Below are 17,962 nucleotides of genomic sequence, written 5' to 3'. Positions count from 1 at the left end.
GTGTACGTGCCTTGCCACATGGGGGCGTGGGCGCCGATTTCCAGATGGAGAAAAATTGGAGGAGCGGACAGGAGAGGCCGGAAGGGGCACATCAGGCTGTCCATGCCGATGACCTGCAGGGCCTGCAGGCCGGTGAGACAAGTGGGATGGGCGAACATTTGGGATACAGCCCTTGCGAAGGTGGCCGGAACGGAGATGGTGTTCGCGGATGGCCGGGATCGGAGGTACTGCTGTCGCGCTTGTCTGCAAGCTGACAATTATACCCTTCCCGGCCCATCTGCCGACAAAACAGGCAGGGGCAGAGGAAGGAGGGGTTGTGTAACGGATGAGCGGCGAACCACCCAGGACTGCGCCTCAGTGCAGGCCGGTGAGCTGTGCGGCAATGGCGCGGCGGAACGGGGTGATGCGCTGCCCCAGGCGGAGCATGCCGTCTCTCACCAGCCGGGCCACGGGGTGCTCGAAGGTATAGAGCTTCACGATCGCCTGTGTGGCCAGATACAGCGGACGAGTGGACAGCATGTGGGTGCGTTCGTAGCGCGCGAGCAGCGCGGGGTGGCCGATGTCCCGTCCCTGGGCATGTGCCTGGATCAGGGCCTGGCTCAGGGTTTCGATGCCCAGCAACCCAAAGTTGAATCCATGGGCGGTGACTGGATGCATGCCCACTGCTGCATCGCCGATGCAGGCAAAGCGTTGCGCCACCAGATGGCGTGGATAGACGCCGACCAGAGGATAGGCATGGCGTGTGCTTGTGAGAGTCATGGCACCCAGCCGGCCCGCAAAGCGGCGTGTCATGTCGGAGTTGAAGACGTTGTCCTCCATGTCGAGCACAGCATCCATGTCGCGGCTGGGCAGCGTCAGCACCACCGAGGACCGGTGCATGCCGGTGACGGGATCGTCGTTCATGGGCAGCAGCGCCAGAGTCTGACCGTAGTCGAACCATTCCCAGGCGACGTGCTCGTGCGCGCGCTCGTGTGTCATATTGCACACCAGCATGGTTCGCCCGAAGTCGTGCATGTCGGCGGCAATGCCCATGGCACGGCGCGTCTGGGAGAAGCGGCTGTCTGCGGCAATCAGAAGACGGGAACGGAGGACGCGCCCATCCTCGCAGGTGACCTCGGCGTGGGTATCGTTCGAGCGTACCCTCGAGATGCGGCATTCACAGAAGAGCTCGATGTCGTGGTGGGCCTCGATGGCAAGCTGAACCGTGTCCCAGGCAGCCTGCCGGATCAGATGGTTGGAGACCAGCCATCCCAGTTCGCTGCGCGAGGACAGCTCGTGTCCGATGACCATTGCAAAGGGGTGACTGCCGTTGAGCACCTGGGCATCGCGCAAAGCCGAAAAGGCGGTGGGTTCCAGTTCCTCGATGCGCTGCCACAGCCCCCATTTCTGCATGGCGTGGGCTGAGCGTTGGGTGAGGGCAATCTCGCGGCCATCGAAGGCAGGATGCGCCACGGCCGACTGCGGCTGCTGTTCGAGCACTCCGATGTGAAGTCCCTGTCCGGAAAGGGCTCGGGCCAGGGTCAGGCCGGCAGGGCCGGCGCCCACGATCAGGATGTCGAAGTCTTGGGTCATGGCAGGCAGTCTAGCGACTTGCCCGGGCGGAGTGCTTGATGCCGGTCAATTGCACAGCCGCCTATCGGGCCTCACTCCGCCGGAGGCGGTGGCACATTTATGGTGCATGGCGTTGCGTGAGGGGCGTGGCCATGGCGCAGGGCGGTCTGGGTGGGCCTTGATGTCTGTAGGTGCAACCTATGCGGACGTGAGGTCATGGGGGTCATGCAAAGGTGCAACTTATCGCTTCGGCGCGGTCGGTGGACAGATGAATGGAGGTTCAGACGGGGCTGGGGGGAGTGACGGCATTGTCAAGCGGTTGCCGGGGGATGGCAGGCAAGGGGGCATTGCAAGAAGACCCATGCGGGGAGGGGTGTGTAGGACGGATGCGGGTTTTTACCGAGTCCGGTCATGGGGGGAATGGCGCATTCGTTCCGTATCATTGCCTTTTGATGGTGCGTGTCGGGGTCGGGCATGGCGATGGGATTGCAGGGTTGCACCAGTCTGGTGTGACTGGCGGAAAAGAGGCCGGATGTTTCGGGCTTCTGCACGAGGATATGTCCATGCAAAAGCATCGCCGATGGCCTGCGACATGCCACGAAATGTTCAATTTCGACGAGTGGCTGGAAGTCTGTACGGCGAATTGAAAGAATTGGCCCGGTTTGTGCTTGTAACAGCACGCATAGTTTCTTGCGGTGGGTTTCAAAGCCCGTTTTTGTCTATCGATGGAGAGTAAAACATGCAATTCAAACTGCGTATGAGCGTGGTCGCTACCATGGTGCTGGCTTCCATGCTGGCTTCCTGCGGCAAGAAGGATCAGACGGCCTCTTCGTCTGCTTCCGGTGACGCTGGGGCTGCTCCCGGTGAGCTGGTCGTGAAGATCGCCTCCGTGGCGCCCATGTCCGGCAGCCAGGCCCACTATGGCAAGGACAACGCCAACGGCGTGCAGATGGCCGTCGATGAAGCCAACAAGCAGGGCGTGACCATCGGGGGCAAGAAGGTGCACTTTGTGGCCGTGCTCGAAGACGATGCTGCCGACCCCAAGCAGGGTACGGCCGTGGCACAGAAGCTCTGTGATGCCAAGGTGGCAGGCGTCGTCGGTCACCTGAACTCCGGCACCACGATCCCCGCATCCAAGATCTACAACGACTGTGGCCTGCCCATGGTCACCGGTGCTGCCACCAACCCTGCGCTGACCAAGCCCGGGTACAAGAATGTCTTCCGGATCATCGCCAACGACAACGTGCTCGGCGCTGCGCTGGCCGATGAAGCCAAGAAGCTCGGCCTCAAGCGCGTGGCTGTGATCGACGACCGCACGGCCTATGGCCAGGGCATCGCCGAGATCTTCACGCAGACGGCCAAGAAGAACGGCATGGAAGTGGTGAGCACCCAGTTCACTAACGACAAGGCGACCGACTTCATGGCCATCCTGACAGCCGTGAAGGCCCAGACTCCCGATGCGGTCTTCTACGGCGGCATGGATGCACAAGCCGGCCCGATGCTGCGCCAGATGGCCCAGCTGGGTCTGGACAAGGCCAAGTTCTTCGGTGGCGACGGCATCTGCACGAACGAGCTGGTCAAGCTCTCCGGTGGTGCCAAGCCGCTGGGCAACGTGATCTGCGGCGTGGGTGGAGCATCGCTCACCAAGATGAAGGGCGGAGCCGAGTGGCGCAAGAGCTATGACGCCAAGTTCCCCAACCAGTTCCAGGTCTACAGCCCGTACACCTACGACGCCACCATGCTGCTGATCGACGCCATGAAGAAGGCCGATTCCGTCGATCCCAAGGTCTACCTGCCCAAGCTGGCTGCCGAAGACTATCAAGGCGTGACGGGCAAGATCACCTTCGACGACAAGGGTGAAGTCAAGGACGCAGCCACCACGCTGTTCCACTACCCCGACAACAAGAAGCAGGAACTGTAATTTCCTGTCGGCCGGCCATGGCGTGCCCGAGGCATGTCATGGCGCCAGGCCCATAGGGCTTGCAGCCTGTTGATCTGATGAGGAGCCTGAGCCCGGCAGCGACCGGACTCAGGCTCTTTTTTTGCCTTGGGAGTGCCGGGCATGCAGGAAGATGAGACTGAGGTCGGCAAGCGCTGGAGAGACGCATCCCTGAGTGGTCTGCCCGTGCACGGCAGAGTGGAGCCAGTGGACAGGCCGGCCATGATGAGGCGGCGCGGAGGTACAGGCCACACCCTTGCGGATGCAGGGCCTGGACCATCGTCGCTCAGGAGTGCGTTTTGTGGGGGGCCGAAGCGGCTGGCTTGCTGACGGACGGAGGAAGGGGGCGACAGTCGGCCGGCAGGCTGGACTGGGTACGATCGATGCTCCGGAGCATGAAAATGCCGTCGTAATCCACGGCCTGGCCGTCGGTGGCCTTGCCTTCGTCACTGGCATGGAGCTCGACATAGATGGGCTGGTAGGCTTCTCCGGCCTTGTCGGCCTTGTCGATGGCAAGGTCTTCGAGGCGGCCGAGCAGTTCGTCCGGGCCGTCGAGCCAGTAGGTTCGGTCCGAGTTGCAGGGGGTGAAGGTTTCGACCTCGGGGCCCCACACGAAAAGTCCGCGATAGGCCACGGAAGGCCCCGATGCCGGTGCGGCAGGCAGGGGGGGCAGTGGGGCAGAGGAACTGTTCTGGGCGTCTGCATCTGCAGCCGCCACGGCAGAGGCGGCCGACATGGCCGCACTGGCATCGGACGAGGAGTCGGCTGCAGAGTGGCAGCCCGTGGCGCTCATCAGCCAGCAGGTGGTGCCCAGGCTGGCCAGCAGGGCGGGCAGATATCTCATGGGAAGGACCTGTGGAACAAAGAAGGGGGCCCGTCAAGGCCCCCTTGCAGCATGCCTGTATCCCTGCTGAGGCAGGGACGGCGAGGCTTATTTCTTGGCAATCATGCCATAGATGGCCAGGACTGCCACAGCCCCGATGACAGAGGCGATCCAGCCAGCCACTTCACCGGATTTGTACCAGCCGATGCTGGCTCCCACGAAATTGGCCAGGGCCGCGCCCACAATGCCCAGAATCGTGGTCATGACCCAGCCCATGGAGTCGCTGCCCGGCTTGATGGCACGTGCAATGAGGCCGACGATGAATCCGACGATGATGGTGGAAAGAATGGACCACATGGACAGGCTCCTTGGGAACGAAGGGATGAATGAACCTTTGTTATGGTAGGTGCAAATGCCGTGGGGAGACCGACGAATGTGTGACTTATCGTGCGTGAGCGCCTGCTTCCTGCACCAGGGCTTCCAGTGCGGCGGAGACATCGAGCCATTCGAGCTCGGCTTCTTCGAGCGCGTCGGTCACCTGCTTGAGCTCCCGTCCTGTGTCTGCGATCTGAGCAGGGGGCATGGGTTCGCACAGCCGGGCCTCCAGCGTGGTTTTTTGGGCACCCAGCGTTTCGAGGCGTGCGTCGAGCTGTTGCTGCCGCTTGGCCAGGGGGCGTTTCTTTTCGAGAAACTGCTGGCGCAGAGCGGCCTGCTGCCGGCGCAGCTCGGCTCCGCTGGCTGCCGGGGAGGCGGCGGGGCTGTCTGCCGGTGGGGGGCTGTCTGCTGCCGGTGACTCCGAGGCACGTGCCGCCTGCAGGGCTTCGCGCTTCTGGCGGGCCATGTCGATGAGGTGGCGCTGGTAGTCGTCGAGATCGCCCTCGAAGGGCGCCACCGTGCCGTGTGCGACGAGCCAGAAGTCGTCGCAGACGGCGCGCAGCAGGGCACGGTCATGGCTCACGAGCATGACGGTGCCGTCGAAGCTGTTGAGCGCCATGGCCAGGGCCTCGCGGGTGACCAGGTCGAGGTGGTTGGTGGGTTCGTCGAGCAGCAGCAGGTTGGGGCGCTGCCATACGATCATGGCCAGGGCGAGGCGTGCCTTTTCTCCACCGCTCATGGTGCCGACGGCCTGGTGCACCATGTCGCCGGCAAACTGGAAGCTGCCCAGAAAGTTGCGCAGTTCCTGCTCGCGGCCGCAGGTGGCAGCGATGTCCGGGTGGGCTTTGGCGAGCCGCACCATGTGGCCGAGGGGGGTATCGTCGGCCATGAGCATGTCGAGCTCCTGCTGCGCGAAGTAGCCGAGCCGCAAGCCCTTGCCTTCGGTGAGGTGGCCGGCCAGCAGGGGCAGGACATGGGCGATGGTCTTCACGAAGGTGGATTTGCCCTGCCCGTTGGCGCCCAGGATGCCGAGGCGCTGTCCGGCCAGCACGGAGCGGCTGACGTCATGCAGGATGACGGTGTCCTGCGGGCCGATGGGCGGCAGGGCTTCGCCGGTCTGCAGCTGATGCTGGTGCAGTGCATCGCTGGTGGTGAAGTCGGCAGGCTCATGCAGCGGGGTGGCCGGGGCGGGCGTGGCCGGTGTCGCGCCCCGGTAGCCGAAGGCGGCCTGCCGGATGATCAGCATGGGGTTGGGAAGCTGCGGGGGCTCCTCGAAGGTGAAGGTGAAGTCGGCACTCGTCAGGACGGGGGCGAGCCGCTCCATGCGTTCGAGGGCCTTGACGCGGCTCTGGGCCTGGCGGGCCTTGGTGGCCTTGGCCTTGAAGCGGTCGATGAATTTCTGGAGGTGGGCGATTTTTTCCTGCTGGCGGTGGTAGGCGGCCTGCTGCAGCGTGAGCTGCTGGGCGCGCAGTTCCTCGAAGGTGCTGTAGTTGCCACCGTAGCGCGTGAGCTTGCCGTGCTCGATCTGGATGGTGACCTGGGTGACGGCATCCAGAAACTCGCGGTCATGGCTGATGATGAGCAGGGTGCCGGCATAGCGCCGGAGCCAGCCTTCGAGCCAGACGAGGGCGTCGAGGTCGAGGTGGTTGGTGGGCTCGTCAAGCAGCAGCAGGTCGCTGGGGCACATGAGGGCACGCGCGAGCTGCAGACGCATGCGCCAGCCTCCCGAGAAGCTGTTGACCGGCCGGTCGAGTTCATCGACCTGGAAGCCGAGGCCCAGGATCAGGGCCTGTGCGCGAGCCGTGGCGTCGTGGGCCCCGGCATCGGTCAGCAGGGCGTGCGCGTTGGCAATGGCGATGCCGTCGTTGGCGGCGTCGGCTTCGCGCAGGGCGGCCTCTGCCTCCTGCAGGCGCGAGTCGCCTTCGAGCACGAAGGCCGTGGCGCTTGCGGTGGTTTCCGGCATGTCCTGCGCTACCTGGGCGAGGCGCCAGCTGGCGGGAAAGAGGACCTCGCCGCCGTCTTCGTGCAGGGTGCCGTTGAGCAGGCCGAACAGGCTGGATTTGCCAGCGCCGTTGCGGCCGATGAGGGCAGCGTGCTCGCCGGGGTTGATGGTGACGGAGGCGTGGTCGAGCAGGACCTTGGTGCCGCGCTGGAGGGTGACGTCTTGCAGGACGATCATGGTGCAGGGGTGTCTTTCAGGGCTTCGCGGGTGAGCAGGAGCACCTGGCGGTCGCCGGCGCTGGTGTCGAGCCACACGGGATTGAGGTGCGGGAATGCCGTCTCGAAATAGGCGGCCTCGTGGCCGATTTCCAGCACGAGTACGCCGCGTTCGCTCAGGAAGTCGGGCAGCCGGGCCAGCAGCGGGCGAATGAAGTCCATGCCGTCCTCGCCACCGGCCAGGGCGAGTTCGGGTTCGGCGCGGTATTCGGCCGGCAGGGCCTGCATGCTGGCGCTGTTGACGTAGGGGGGGTTGCACAGCACGAGGTCATAGGGGCCTTCGCACTGAGCCAGTCCGTCGCTGTGCAGGAGCCGGATGCGGTCGGACAGATCGTGGCGGGCGACGTTGATACGGGCCACGGCCAGTGCATCGGGGCTGATGTCGGCTGCATCCACGACCACGTCCGGCCATGCGAGCGCAGCCAGCACGGCCAGGCTGCCATTGCCCGTGCACAGGTCCAGCACCCGGTGGGTGGCTGGATGCAGAAAGGCATCGATGGAGCCGTCGGCCAGCGGTTCGGCAATGAGGCTGCGGGGCACGATGGCGCGTTCGTCCACATAGAACGACACGCCCTGCAGCCAGGCTTCGCGGGTGAGGTAGGCCGCAGGCTTGCGGGTGCGGATGCGTTCGGCAATCAGGGACTCTACGGCGTCGCGCTGGGGCTCCGTGGGAGCAGGCAGGGCAGGGTCGTCCAGGTCGGTGTCGAGCGGCAGGCCCAGGCGCCACAGGGTGAGCCAGGCTGCTTCGTCGAAAGCATTGGACGTGCCATGCCCCAAGCTCACGTGGGCATCCTGCAGGCGCTGGGCCTGGGCCTGCACGAGCCGGTGCAGGGCAGAAGGAAGGGTTGAGGGAGCAGCGGGAGCAGTCATGGGCGGTGCATTCTCTCGTCAGACAGAGACAGAGGCGGCCTCGGCAGCCAGATGGTCGAGCAGGCGACGGTAGATGTCCTTGAGCGGCTCGATGTCGGCCAGCGCGATGCGCTCGTCGATCTTGTGGATGCTGCTGTTGGGCGGGCCGATTTCCACCACTTGCGGGCAGAGCTGCGCGATGAAGCGGCCATCGCTCGTGCCTCCGCTGGTGGAGAGTTCGGGGGTCAGTCCCGTCACCTCGGCAATGGCCTGCTGGGCTGCATGCACCAGGCTGCCGGGGCGGGTGAGAAAGGGCAGACCGCCGATGGTCCAGTCGAGGGTGTAGTCGAGTCCGTGGCGGCGCAGCACGGATTCAAGCCGCTCCTGCAGACTTTGGGGAGTGGATTCGGTGCAGAAGCGGAAATTGAAGTCGATCACCACTTCGCCGGGGATGATGTTGCTCGCGCCGGTGCCGCCGTGGATGTTGCTGATCTGCCAGCTCGTGGGCGGGAAGAACTCATTGCCCTGATCCCATGCGATCCCGACCAGCTCTGCCAGAGCCGGAGCCACTTGGTGAATGGGGTTGCGGGCCAGGTGCGGGTAGGCGATGTGCCCCTGGATGCCCTTGACGGTCAGTCGGCCGCTCATGGTGCCGCGGCGGCCGTTCTTGATCATGTCGCCGGTGCGGTGCACTGCGGTGGGCTCGCCTACTACGCAGTAATCGAGGCGGGTGCCGCGGGTGCGCAGGGCGTCGCAGACGGCGACCGTGCCGTCGCGGGCGGGGCCTTCCTCGTCGCTGGTGAGCAGAAAGGCGATCGACAGCGGAGTGTCGGGATGTTCGGTCACATGCTCCTGCACGGCCACCACCATGGCTGCCAGCGACGTCTTCATGTCGCTGGTGCCACGGCCATAGAGATGGCCGTCATGGACGGTGGGCGTGAAGGGGGGGAAGCGCCACTGCGCGACCGGCCCGGTGGGCACCACATCGGTATGCCCCGCGAACACGAGCGAGGGGCTGGCCGGCCCCCGGCTGCCTGTGCGCAATGCCCACAGATTGCTGACGTGAAAATCGTCGGGACCGCGATCGAGCCGTTCACAGCGGAAGCCGAGCGGCTCCAGATGGCTGGTCAGGAGCGGCAGGCAGCCGGCATCCTGCGGGGTGACCGAGCCGATGGCAACGAGCTGCTCTGCCAGGGTTTGGGTGGAAATCATCGACATGGCAATCTACGGGAAAGAGAGCTGCCACGCGCAATGGCATGGCAGCGTTCTGGGCTGAATGGAGGTGCGCCTTCAGGCACGTCGGGAGCGCAGGACAGGTGCCCCTGGCGGGGCTGGGGGTCATGGTGTCCCGGCACTGGCAGGGTCCAAAGGCCGTATTGTCCGCGATTTGATTTGGCTGGTGCCGTGTCCCGGCATTGCGACTCGGCTCCCCAGGTCAGCCCGAGGCTTTGGCGGCGGGCTGACTCTGGCGCGGCACGGGACGGTGCCGCTGTATGGAGAGGACGTGCTCAGTTCTCAGTTCGCCATGTCGATGGTGAACTCGGCGAAGGAGGCCTCCTCGGCCGCCGGGGTTTCCTCGGCTGCTTTCTTGGTGGCGGTCTGTTCGTTCTGGAGCCGCCAGAGCAGGTTGGTGGGAGAGTCGGCAGCTTGCAGGCCTTCCTCGCGCGACACGCGCTGGCTGCGGATGAGACGGGCAATGTCTTCCTCGAAGGACTGGGAGCCTTCGGTCATGGATTGGGCCAGGGCGTCCTTGACTCCCATGAAATCGCCCTTTTCGATGAGCTCGGACACCAGCTTGCTGTTGAGCAGGATCTCGCAGGCAGGGGCACGCTGGCCATCGGTGGTGCGCAGCAGACGCTGGGCGATGATGGCGGCCATGGCCGAGGACAGATCGCCCAGCAGCGTGGGGCGCACTTCCTCGGGGTAGAAGTTCAGGATCCGGTTGAGGGCCTGGTAGCTGTTGCTGGCGTGCATGGTGGCCAGGCACAGGTGACCGGACTGCGCATAGGCCAGCGCTGCGGACATGGTCTCGCGATCGCGGATTTCGCCCACCAGAATCACGTCGGGCGCCTGCCGCATGGCGTTCTTGAGTGCGGTCTGGCGGTTGGCGGTATCGGTGCCGATCTCGCGCTGGTTGATGATGCAGCGCTTGTTGGTGAAGATGAACTCGATCGGGTCCTCGATGGTGAGGATGTGCCCCGCCTGCCGGGCATTGCGCAGATCGAGCATGGCTGCCAGCGAGGTGCTCTTGCCCGAGCCTGTGGCTCCCACCATCAGCACCAGCCCGCGCGGACGCATCACGAGCCGGGTCAGCGTGTCGGTGGGCAGGCCCAGACCTTCGAGTGCCGGCACCTGAGCAGGAATGTAACGGATGACCGCCGCATACGTGCCCCGCTGGCGCATCACGTTGACACGGTAGTTGCCGATGCCCGGAATGGCGAACGAGGTGTTGAGCTCGCCATGCCGCTGCAGCTCTTCGAGCTGCTCTTCCTGCAGGATCTCGCGCAGCAGGTTGAGGCACATGTCGGCCGTGAGCTGCTGCGGGTTGACCGGCAGCACATTGCCGTTGATCTTGATGAGGACCGGGGCATTGGCCGAAATGAAGATGTCCGAGGCATTCTTGTCAGCCATCAGACGCAGGATGCGCTCCATGTTTCCCATGCGGAATTCCCTTGGTCATTGGGGCGGAACCGCAGGATCCCCTGGGACGGGACATCCCGCCACAGCCCCGCCCGCCCGTGGTGCGATTGTGTGGGTTCATTGTAGACGCCGGGGGGACGCTGCTGTGTCGGGCATGAAGGGCGAGAGAGGGGATGCGTGCTCCTGATCATGCAGGGCAGAGCGTGTGGGGAAGGCCATGCAATCAGCGGGGGATGCAAAGGGATGAGGTGAAAATACTTTTTCACGGCATCAAAAAAACCGCCCACGCACAGGCGGGGGCGGTTTTGAGGGGGAGCTGCGTGCAGACGGATCAGCTGCGCAGCAGATCGTTCAGGCTGGTCTTGGCGCGGGTCTGTGCGTCGACGCGCTTGACGATGATGGCGGCATAGAGGCTGTACTTGCCGTCGTTCTTGGGCAGGCTGCCGCTGATCACGACGGAGCCGGAGGGGATGCGGCCGTAGGAGATTTCGCCGGTGGTGCGGTCGTAGATGGGGGTGCTCTGGCCGATGTAGACGCCCATGCTGATGACGGAGTTTTCCTCGACGATGACGCCTTCGACGATTTCGCTGCGGGCACCGATGAAGCAGTTGTCCTCGATGATGGTGGGGCCGGCCTGCAGGGGTTCGAGCACGCCGCCCAGACCCACGCCGCCGGAAAGGTGCACGTGCTTGCCGACCTGTGCGCAGCTGCCGACGGTGGCCCAGGTGTCGACCATGGTGCCTTCATCGACGTAGGCACCGATGTTGACGTAGGACGGCATCAGGATGGCACCGCGGGCGATGTAGCTGCCACGGCGGGCCACGGCGGGGGGCACCACGCGCACGCCGCTGGACTGGAGCTCGTTGGCGCTCATGGTGCCGAACTTGGTGGGTACCTTGTCGTAGAAGGCGAGGTCGCCGGCGTGCATGAGCACGTTGTCCTTGAGGCGGAAGGAGAGCAGCACGGCCTTCTTGATCCACTGGTGCACGGTCCACTGGCCCACGCCTTCGCGGGTGGCCACGCGCAGGCGGCCCTGGTCGAGTTCGGCGATGACGTGTTCGACGGCGTCGGCGATTTCCTTGGGCGCGCTGGCTGCGGAGAGTTCGGCACGGTTGTCCCAGGCGTTTTCGATGATGGTCTGGAGTTGGGTGGTCATGGGAGTCCTTGATGAAACGAGGGGTGGGCAGGTGGGAGCCCGCAGTCTGAAAAAGGGCAGGGCGTCACGGGGCCTGGGTGCCCGCATGGGATGCCTCAGGGGGTGGAGGCACGCAGGCGCAGGACGAATTCGCGGATGCGATGGGCCGCTTCGAGGCATTCGCCGGTGTCGGCCACCAGTGCGAGGCGCAGCCGGCCACTGCCGGGATTGTGTCCGTGTGCGGCGCGTCCCAGATAGCTGCCTGCCAGAACCGTGACATTGTATTGTTCCAGCAGGGCACGTGCGAAGGCGGTGTCGGAGCCGCCGCACAGGTTGCCGATGCCTGCCCACAGGTAGAAGCCTGCGTCGGGCAGCCTGACATCCAGCACGTCGGCGAGCACCGGAGTAACCTGGGCAAACTTCTCGCGATAGAGGCGCCGGTTCTCGATCACGTGTTCCTCGTCGCCCCAGGCGGCCATGCTGGCGCACTGGACGACCGGGCTCATGGCACTGCCGTGATAGGTGCGGTAGAGAAGGAACCTGCGGATCAGTTCGGCATCGCCCGCGACGAATCCACTGCGCAGACCGGGCACATTGCTGCGCTTGGACAGGCTGGTGAACATCATCAGGTTGCGCAGGTCGGTACGACCAAGGCGCGCGGCGGCTTCCAGTCCGCCGAGCGGGGGCTCGTCGCGGAAATAGATTTCGCTGTAGCACTCGTCGGAGGCGATGACGAATCCATAACGGTCCGAGAGCGCGAAGAGCATGCGCCATTCGTCGAGCGGCATGACGGCGCCTGTGGGGTTCCCGGGGGAACACACATACACGAGCTGGGTGCGCTGCCAGGTCGATTCGGGGACGCTGGCCCAGTCCACGGCGAAGTTGCGTGCCGGATCGGTGGGCGCGTAGAACGGCGTGGCTCCGGCCAGCAGGGCGGCTCCTTCGTAGATCTGGTAGAACGGATTGGGGCAGACCACCACGGCGTCGGCATCGGGATCGATCACGGTCTGTGCAAAGGCGAACAGGGCCTCGCGCGAGCCGTTGACGCTCAGAACCTGCCGGAGCGGGTCGACCTCCACTCCATAGCGCCGCTGCAGCCACTGTGCGCAGCTGGTGCGCAGGGCCGGTTCGCCGGGAGTGGCAGGGTAGGTGGCCAGCCCGGGCACGCCCATGGCAGCCTGGCCCAGGGTTTCGGGGATGAAGGCAGGGGTGGCGTGCCGGGGCTCGCCGATGCCGAGGCTGATGGGGCGCAGGGCGGGATTGGGGACGACGTCGGCAAACAGTGCGCGCAGACGCTCGAAGGGGTACGGTTGCAGCAGGTCTAGACGGGGATTCATGATGGGTGAAAACCGGGACGGATGGCTCTGATAGGGCTTTGAAAGGGGGGCGTGCCAGGGTGGCTGCCGGGTATGATGTAGCCGCCTGGGAGGAGCCGGGGCGGTGACGGGCCATGCCATGCCGTGCGTGGTGTGGCGTGAGTGCAGCCTCCATGTCTGCCGTGCGCTGCAGGGGCATCGCACACAGCCTGACCCGCTGCTCTTGCTACCCGCCTCCTGCGGGGTGCGGCATCGCATCGGGTCGCATGCGGTACGCCGGCACGTGCGGGCACGCCTCAGGCATTCGATTCTAGTGTATGGGTCTGTCCCTGCGCAGGGCAGGCGGACTCCGTTGATTGGTTTTCCGACGTGCGTCTTCAGTCCATCAAGCTCTCGGGCTTCAAGTCCTTTGCCGAACCCACCCTCTTCCAGCTCCCGGGGCAGCTCGTGGGCGTGGTGGGCCCCAATGGATGCGGCAAGTCCAACATCATGGATGCGGTGCGCTGGGTGCTGGGCGAGAGCAAGGCGAGCGAGCTGCGCGGCGAGTCGATGCAGGACGTGATCTTCAACGGCACCACCACGCGCAAGCCTGCCAGCCGGGCCAGTGTGGAGCTGGTGTTCGACAATGCCGACCACCGCGCCGGCGGGCAGTGGAACCAGTATGCCGAGATTGCCGTCAGGCGGGTGCTCACGCGCGAAGGCGGCAGCAGCTATTTCATCAACAACCAGGCCGTGCGGCGCCGGGATGTGCAGGACGTGTTTCTGGGCACGGGTCTGGGGCCACGCGCCTACGCCATCATCGGACAGGGCACGATCAGCCGCATCATCGAGAGCCGCCCCGAGGAGCTGCGCCTGTTCCTTGAGGAGGCGGCCGGAGTCAGCAAGTACAAGGAGCGGCGGCGCGAGACAGGCAACCGCCTGCAGGATACCCGCGAGAATCTGACCCGCGTCGAGGACATCCTGCGAGAGCTCAACGGCAATCTGGAACGGCTCGAGAAACAGGCGGAGGTGGCACGCAGATACCAGGGGCTCCAGGAGCTTGGCACCCGGCGGCTGCATCAGCTGTGGTTTCTCAAGCGGGAGGAGGCTGCCACCAGCCAGGGGCGTGTGCAGGCAGATGTCGAGCAGGCCCGCGCTGCGCTCGAAGGCCGCATGGCCGAAATGCGCCAGGTCGAGGGCGATGTCGAGGGCATCCGGCAGGCCCACTATGCGGCCGGAGACCAGGTCAACCAGGCGCAGGGACAGCTGTACGAGGCAACAGCCGAAGTGGGGCGGCTCGAAGCCGAGATTCGCCACGTGATCGACAACCGGGACCGCGCCGCGCGGCGGCAGATTCAACTCGCCGAGCAGATGGCGCAGTGGCAGGCGCGCCGCGAGGAGGCCGAACAGGAGGCCGAAACCCTGGCCGCGCGTGATCTGGAGTCCGAGGAGCAGGCCGCCATGCTCGAAGCGCAGGTCGAGGAACAGGCCCAGCAGCTCCCCGAACTCGAAGACGCCCTGCGCCGTGCCCAGCACAAGGCCTCCGAATACCGTGCGGCGGCAACCCAGGTCCAGCAGCAGATCCAGGTGCTGGCTGCCGAGCAGCGCAGCGTGGGCGAGCAGCGCCGCCAGCAGGAACAGCGCCGCGAGCGGCTCTTGGCCGACCGCAAGGCACTGGCCATGCCAGAGACGGACCGGCTGGAGGCACAGCAGGGTCAGCTCGTCTCCCTGCAGCAGAGGCTCGACAGCCTGCAGGAGCAGCTTGCCATGCGGCAGGACGAGCAGCCACAGCACGAGGCCCAGCGCCGCGAGGCCCAGCGTCAGCTCAATGACGACATGCGCCGGCAGGCCGATCTGGCTGCGCGCATGGACGCCCTCAGGGCCTTGCAGGACAAGGTGCGCACCGAAGGCGCCCTTGCCCCTTGGCTCGAACGCCAGGGACTCGACGGATTGCCCCAGCTGTGGACCCGGCTCCAGATCGAGGAAGGCTGGGAGCAGGCGCTGGAGGCCGCCCTGCGGCAGCGCATGGGTGCGCTCGAAGTGGGGCGACTCGACACTGTGGCCGCCTTTGCGGCCGATGCACCGCCGGCCAGACTCAGCTTCTATGCGCTGCCGCAGCCGGAGGCCCCCGCCGCAGCGCCACTGCCGCGGCTGGTAGACCGGCTCCGCCTGCACGATGCAGGTCTGCTCGCGCTCATGGATACCTGGCTGCAGGGCTGCTACACCGCCACCACGCTGGGCGAGGCGCTGGCCCTGCGCGACCGGCTTGGACCCGGCGAGACCGTGTACGTGCCCACGGGCCATGCGGTCAGCGCCCATGCGGTCGATTTTCATGCGCAGGGCAGTGCCCAGGAAGGCATGCTGGCGCGGGCCCAGGAAATCGCCCATCTGGACAGGGAACTGCGGGCACAGCAGCTGATTCTGGAGGAATCGCGCCATGCCCTGGTGCGGGCCGAGGCAACCTGCACCCATGCCGGCGAGGCCCTGACCGCGCTGCGGCGGGAGCTGGCCGACACCCAGTCCGCGCACCACGCCCTGCAGGTCGAGGTGCTGCGCCTCACGCAGCAGAGCGAGCAGAGCCGCCAGCGCGGCGAACAGATCGGCGCCGATCTCGCCGAGGTCGATGCGACGCTGGAAGAGCTGCAGGAGCGGGCCTTGCTGGCCGAGGCCCGCTTCGAGGAGCTGGACATGCAGCTCGCCGATGCCCAGGAACGCGAGGCGCAGTTCGAAGACCGGGTGCTGGAAGCCGAGCGCCGGCTGGCCGCAGGTCGCGAGCAGCAGCGCACGCTCGAACGCGCCGCACAGGAAGCAGCCTTTGGCCGCCGATCGGCCCAGGCACGCACCGCCGAGCTGCAGCGCATGCTGGCCACCGCCGATACGCAGGTGCAGGCCCTGCAGGCCGAAGAGGCCCAGGTGCGCCAGGAAGTCGAGGCCCTCACGGCCGCCACGGCGCAGGATGGACTGCAGGAGGCGCTGGCGCGCAAGCTGGCCTGCGAGCAGGAGCTGGGCGCGCGCCGCAGCGCCTATGAAGACCTGACCGCCCGCCTGCGTGCAAGCGACGAACGCCGCCTGGTGCTGGAGCGCGAGCTCGAACCGCTGCGCCAGCGCATCACCGAGCTGCAGCTCAAGGAGCAGGCCGTGCGCATCGGTGTGGAACAGTTCGCCCAATCGCTGGCCGAAGCGCAGACCGACGAGGCCGCACTCGCCGCCAGCATCGCCGAAGAAGGCATACGCCTGCAGGGGCTCCAGTCCGAGATCGACCGCCTGCAGCGCGAGATCGCAGCTCTGGGCGCAGTCAACCTCGCCGCCATGCAGGAGCTCGATGCAGCCACCGAGCGCAAGCGCTTCCTCGACGAGCAGTCCGCCGACCTGCTCGACGCCATCGACACCCTCGAAGCCGCCATCCGCAAGATCGACGGCGAAACCCGCGAGCTGCTCTCCAGCACCTTCGAGACGGTCAACGGGCATTTCGGGCGCATGTTCCCGGAACTTTTCGGGGGCGGACAGGCACGGCTCATCATGACCGGCGACGAAATCCTCGATGCCGGGGTGCAGGTCATGGCCCAGCCGCCGGGCAAGAAGAACCAGACCATCCATCTGCTCTCGGGCGGCGAGAAGGCTCTCACGGCCATTGCCCTGGTGTTTGCCATCTTCCAGCTCAATCCGGCGCCGTTCTGTCTGCTCGATGAGGTGGATGCACCGCTCGACGACGCCAACACCGAGCGCTATGCACGTCTTGTGGCGAGCATGGGGCGCGACACACAGTTCCTGTTCATCAGCCACAACAAGATCGCCATGGAAATGGCCAGACAGCTCATCGGCGTCACCATGCAGGAGCAGGGCGTTTCGCGCATCGTGGCCGTGGACATGGAGGCGGCCCTTTCCATGGCCGAATCCTGAGTCCGAATCGCACGGCCGCCCGTCCTGCCGCCGGAGACACGGGCGGCTAGGCTAAGATATGCGCACATCGATGCAGAAAAATCCATGAGTACTACCTTGCAAATCGGACTGGCCGCAACGGGGGGCGTGCTGCTCGCCGCTCTGGTGGCGCACAACGCCTGGCAGGCGCGCAAGAACCGGCCCCGCCAGCCCGATCCCTCCCTTGGCCCCGAAGGCGGAGCCCATGCCCTTGAACCCGGGCTGACTGACGCAGCCACAGGCAACCCTGAAGGCGTGGCGGCCGTGCCCGACGCTCAGACCGCAGTCCCCGCCGACAGTGCCGTGGGCGTGGCCGCTGCGGTCTCCGTTCCAGCTGCAGAGGCTGCCGATGACGGCGTGCCCCTGCCTGTGGCTCCCGTGCCCGAACGCCGCTTTCTCATGGATGCCCTGCTCGACGCCATGGCGCCCATCGAGCTCGATGCAGGCGCCGTGGTTCCGGCCGAAGTCGCCCTTGCAGCGCTGCCTGCCACCCGCCGGGTGGACAACAAGCCCTTCTTCATCGAAGGCCGCAACCGCAACACCCAGCAATGGGAGCCGCTCACTCCGGGGCACCTGTACGACGCCTTCCAGGCCGGGGTACAGCTTGCCAACCGCACCGGCCCGCTCAACGAGATCGGCTTCTCTGAGTTCACGCTCAAGGCGCAGGCCTTTGCCGATGCCGTCAACGGCACGCCCCATTTCCCCGACATGCTCAACGAGGTGGCCCGCGCCCGCGAGCTCGACCAGTTTGCCGGCGCCCATGATGCGCGGCTGACCTTCGTGCTGCGCGCACGGGGCGCCGCGTGGAGCATGGGCTACCTGCAGCAGGCCGCCGGCCGCCAGGGCTTCGTGCCCGGTGTGCTGCCGGGCCGCATGGTGCTGCCCGCCTCGGTCGAAGGCGTGCCTCCTGTGGTCAGCCTGGAGTTCGACGGCCGTGCAGCCATGGCCGACACGATCGAGAACTCGGCCATCTACGAGGTGCTGCTCGGGCTCGAAGTGACCCATGTGCGCCAGAGCGAGCGCCCCTTTGCGCGCATGTGTGAAACCGCGCTCCAGCTCGCCAGCGAAATGGAAGGGCAGATCGTCGACGGCAACGGCTACCGCATCAGCACCGATGCCATGGAGACCATCGACCGCGACCTGCAGGGCCTCTACCAGACACTTGAACAGCACGACTTCGCCGCCGGTTCCGATCTGGCGCGCCGCCTGTTCTCCTGAGG

The 17,962-nt window shown here is 65.8% G+C and carries 12 protein-coding genes; 3 read left to right on the top strand and 9 right to left on the bottom strand.

The annotated features are described in order from the left end of the window. Positions 1 to 354 precede the first annotated feature (354 nt). Positions 355 to 1,572, bottom strand: a complete 1,218-nt coding sequence (gene ubiM, locus ACE3P9_RS07725) for a 5-demethoxyubiquinol-8 5-hydroxylase UbiM (protein WP_374493042.1) — start codon at positions 1,570 to 1,572, stop codon at positions 355 to 357. A gap of 718 nt (positions 1,573 to 2,290) precedes the next feature. On the opposite strand from ubiM, the gene ACE3P9_RS07720 reads away from it, so the two are divergent. Then, on the top strand, positions 2,291 to 3,472 hold the full coding sequence (locus ACE3P9_RS07720; RefSeq protein WP_374493039.1) for a branched-chain amino acid ABC transporter substrate-binding protein: 1,182 nt from the start codon (positions 2,291 to 2,293) through the stop codon (positions 3,470 to 3,472). 304 nt (positions 3,473 to 3,776) lie between these two features. Here ACE3P9_RS07720 and ACE3P9_RS07715 read toward each other — a convergent pair whose 3' ends face one another. The 8 genes from ACE3P9_RS07715 to dapC form a co-directional block, all read right to left on the bottom strand. Continuing rightward, complete coding sequence (locus ACE3P9_RS07715) at positions 3,777 to 4,334, bottom strand: hypothetical protein (RefSeq protein WP_374493037.1); 558 nt, start codon at positions 4,332 to 4,334, stop codon at positions 3,777 to 3,779. An 87-nt stretch (positions 4,335 to 4,421) separates the two neighbouring features. After that, complete coding sequence (locus tag ACE3P9_RS07710) at positions 4,422 to 4,670, bottom strand: GlsB/YeaQ/YmgE family stress response membrane protein (RefSeq protein ID WP_374493035.1); 249 nt, start codon at positions 4,668 to 4,670, stop codon at positions 4,422 to 4,424. 85 nt (positions 4,671 to 4,755) lie between these two features. Then, a complete protein-coding gene (locus ACE3P9_RS07705; protein ID WP_374493033.1) occupies positions 4,756 to 6,867 on the bottom strand; it encodes an ABC-F family ATP-binding cassette domain-containing protein in 2,112 nt (703 codons plus the stop codon). Next, positions 6,864 to 7,775 (bottom strand): 50S ribosomal protein L3 N(5)-glutamine methyltransferase, encoded by a 912-nt coding sequence (gene prmB / locus ACE3P9_RS07700; RefSeq protein ID WP_374493031.1) that lies wholly within the window; start codon positions 7,773 to 7,775, stop codon positions 6,864 to 6,866. The genes ACE3P9_RS07705 and prmB overlap by 4 nt, the downstream gene beginning before the upstream one ends. An 18-nt stretch (positions 7,776 to 7,793) precedes the next feature. Next, entirely contained in the window at positions 7,794 to 8,966 is a 1,173-nt protein-coding gene (dapE, locus tag ACE3P9_RS07695; RefSeq protein WP_374493183.1) for a succinyl-diaminopimelate desuccinylase, read from the bottom strand. A gap of 303 nt (positions 8,967 to 9,269) precedes the next feature. Beyond that, positions 9,270 to 10,415: a PilT/PilU family type 4a pilus ATPase gene (locus ACE3P9_RS07690; protein ID WP_374493030.1), complete on the bottom strand. Its 1,146-nt coding sequence runs from the start codon at positions 10,413 to 10,415 to the stop codon at positions 9,270 to 9,272. A gap of 310 nt (positions 10,416 to 10,725) precedes the next feature. Beyond that, positions 10,726 to 11,550 (bottom strand): 2,3,4,5-tetrahydropyridine-2,6-dicarboxylate N-succinyltransferase, encoded by an 825-nt coding sequence (dapD, locus tag ACE3P9_RS07685; protein WP_374493028.1) that lies wholly within the window; start codon positions 11,548 to 11,550, stop codon positions 10,726 to 10,728. 95 nt (positions 11,551 to 11,645) lie between these two features. Then, positions 11,646 to 12,866, bottom strand: a complete 1,221-nt coding sequence (gene dapC / locus ACE3P9_RS07680; RefSeq protein WP_374493027.1) for a succinyldiaminopimelate transaminase — start codon at positions 12,864 to 12,866, stop codon at positions 11,646 to 11,648. A gap of 348 nt (positions 12,867 to 13,214) precedes the next feature. Between dapC and smc the strand changes: the two genes are divergently transcribed. Next, entirely contained in the window at positions 13,215 to 16,724 is a 3,510-nt protein-coding gene (gene smc, locus ACE3P9_RS07675; protein ID WP_374493025.1) for a chromosome segregation protein SMC, read from the top strand. An 84-nt stretch (positions 16,725 to 16,808) separates the two neighbouring features. Continuing rightward, positions 16,809 to 17,960: a cell division protein ZipA C-terminal FtsZ-binding domain-containing protein gene (locus ACE3P9_RS07670; RefSeq protein ID WP_374493023.1), complete on the top strand. Its 1,152-nt coding sequence runs from the start codon at positions 16,809 to 16,811 to the stop codon at positions 17,958 to 17,960. Positions 17,961 to 17,962 lie beyond the last annotated feature (2 nt).

The sequence above is a fragment of the Allobrachymonas sp. genome, assembly GCF_041912815.1.
In the GTDB taxonomy this organism is placed as follows: domain Bacteria; phylum Pseudomonadota; class Gammaproteobacteria; order Burkholderiales; family Burkholderiaceae_C; genus Brachymonas.
Note: the sequence above shows the minus strand (reverse complement) of the source record. Positions and strands in the feature narration are given on the sequence as shown.

Bases quoted from the DNA above. Each gene is read 5' to 3' on its own strand.
- ubiM (WP_374493042.1), bottom strand. From the start codon at position 1,572: ATGACCCAAGACTTCGACATCCTGATCGTGGGCGCCGGCCCTGCCGGC.
- ACE3P9_RS07720 (WP_374493039.1), top strand. From the start codon at position 2,291: ATGCAATTCAAACTGCGTATGAGCGTGGTCGCTACCATGGTGCTGGCT.
- ACE3P9_RS07715 (WP_374493037.1), bottom strand. From the start codon at position 4,334: ATGAGATATCTGCCCGCCCTGCTGGCCAGCCTGGGCACCACCTGCTGG.
- ACE3P9_RS07710 (WP_374493035.1), bottom strand. From the start codon at position 4,670: ATGTGGTCCATTCTTTCCACCATCATCGTCGGATTCATCGTCGGCCTC.
- ACE3P9_RS07705 (WP_374493033.1), bottom strand. From the start codon at position 6,867: ATGATCGTCCTGCAAGACGTCACCCTCCAGCGCGGCACCAAGGTCCTG.
- prmB (WP_374493031.1), bottom strand. From the start codon at position 7,775: ATGACTGCTCCCGCTGCTCCCTCAACCCTTCCTTCTGCCCTGCACCGG.
- dapE (WP_374493183.1), bottom strand. From the start codon at position 8,966: ATGATTTCCACCCAAACCCTGGCAGAGCAGCTCGTTGCCATCGGCTCG.
- ACE3P9_RS07690 (WP_374493030.1), bottom strand. From the start codon at position 10,415: ATGGGAAACATGGAGCGCATCCTGCGTCTGATGGCTGACAAGAATGCC.
- dapD (WP_374493028.1), bottom strand. From the start codon at position 11,550: ATGACCACCCAACTCCAGACCATCATCGAAAACGCCTGGGACAACCGT.
- dapC (WP_374493027.1), bottom strand. From the start codon at position 12,866: ATGAATCCCCGTCTAGACCTGCTGCAACCGTACCCCTTCGAGCGTCTG.
- ACE3P9_RS07670 (WP_374493023.1), top strand. From the start codon at position 16,809: ATGAGTACTACCTTGCAAATCGGACTGGCCGCAACGGGGGGCGTGCTG.